Raw genomic sequence first — 1542 nt, forward strand, 5'->3', positions numbered from 1 at the left:
CCATCCTGGTGAGCAACGAGGGCGCCCGCTTCGTCAACGAGTCGAACTCGATGGTCGAGGTGGCCAAGGGCATGTTCGCCGCGAGCGACGGCACCGCCTGGCTGATCCACGACGACGAGTACCGGAAGCGTTACGTCAACGGGAAGGGACGTCCCGGGGCGCTCCCGCCGGGTGTGATCGACGACGGCGACCTCAAGCGGGCCGACACGATCGAGGAGCTCGCCGGCCAGATCGACGTCGCCCCTGGTGTGCTGGTCGAGACGGTCGCGACCTGGAACCGCGGTGCAGTCAACGGCAAGGACCCCGCGTTCCACCGCGGCGAGTCGGCGTACAACCAGTGCATGGGTGACCCCAACAGCAGGGTTCCCAACCCTGCGGTCGGTCCGATCCTCCGGGCGCCGTTCTACGCGGCGAAGATCATTCCGGCTGACGTCGGCACCTGCGGTGGCGTCGTCACCGACGAGCATGCGCGGGTCCTGGACCAGGACGACCAGCCGATCCCGGGTCTCTACGCCACCGGGAACACCACCGCCACGGTCATGGGTCGGACGTACCCCGGCGCGGGTGCCAGCATCGCGAACTCGGTGATCTTCGGCTACGCCGCGGCGAAGCACGCGCTGAACTCGTAGCACGTGCTTGACCCCGCTTCGAACGACATATTGAAGAAGGTCGAACCATTATCTGTTTAGATCATTGACTCCATCGAACGATATGAGTAACGTCACGTGGGCTGAGAGTGCCCTCAAGGGCTGCTCCGATCGATCCCGGGTCGGCCCCCAGATCACCACCCCGTCGGATCACGACGGCGAGACAACGCAGCGAGAGAAAGAGGCTCACCACATGAAGGTCAAGGTCGACGGTTCGATCTGCCAGGGGCACACCCTGTGTGCAATGGCAGCGCCGAAGGTGTTCCAGCTCGACGACGAGGACGGCCACTCGACCCCGATCTCCGAGGACGTCGCGCCGGAGAACGAGGCTTCTGCTCTCGAAGCGGCGCGGTCCTGCCCCGAGCAAGCCATCACCATCTTCTGACCATCCCACCTCACGCACGGAGAACGACATGAGCATCGCAGAGGTACCCGAGGACATCCAGAAGAAGGCGTTGCTGTTCAGCATGAACCGCCACGAGTCGAGCTACCGGATCGACTTCGTCGAGAACGCCGAGGCGATGCAGGCCAGGTGCCCGATCGCGTGGAACGACACCCACGACGGCTACTGGTACATCGCGGGCAACCAAGAGCTGTTCGACGTGGCGCGTCGTTCCGACGTCCTCTCCAACGACGCCGACATTCACGGGCAGCGCAAGGGCTACCTCGGGATCAGCATCCCGGCCCCGCCGTTGGAGTCACGCGGTGGCACCGTCGGTGGTTTCCTGGAGATGGACCCGCCGCGGCAGCAGCACTACCGGCAAGCGCTCAACGCCTATCTCTCGCCGGCCGCCGTGGCGCGGTGGCAGCCGATCGCCGATGAACTGACGCGCGCCTGCATCGACGAGAAGATCGAGTCGGGCGCCATCGACTTCGTCGACGACCTGGCGAACAT

General features: G+C 65.1%; 3 protein-coding genes. All 3 read left to right on the forward strand.

The genetic code is table 11. From position 1 onward, the window contains the following. A partial coding sequence (locus tag ACXJKL_RS20880) for an FAD-binding protein (RefSeq protein ID WP_457208911.1) occupies positions 1-629 on the forward strand: 629 nt, incomplete at its 5' end. Positions 630-840: 211 nt separating this feature from the next. After that, on the forward strand, positions 841-1032 hold the full coding sequence (locus ACXJKL_RS20885; protein ID WP_457208912.1) for a ferredoxin: 192 nt from the start codon (positions 841-843) through the stop codon (positions 1030-1032). Between the two features lie 28 nt (positions 1033-1060). Next, the coding region (locus tag ACXJKL_RS20890; protein WP_457208913.1) for a hypothetical protein at positions 1061-1542 on the forward strand (482 nt) is incomplete at its 3' end.

The sequence above is a fragment of the Nocardioides sp. P5_C9_2 genome, assembly GCF_054049555.1.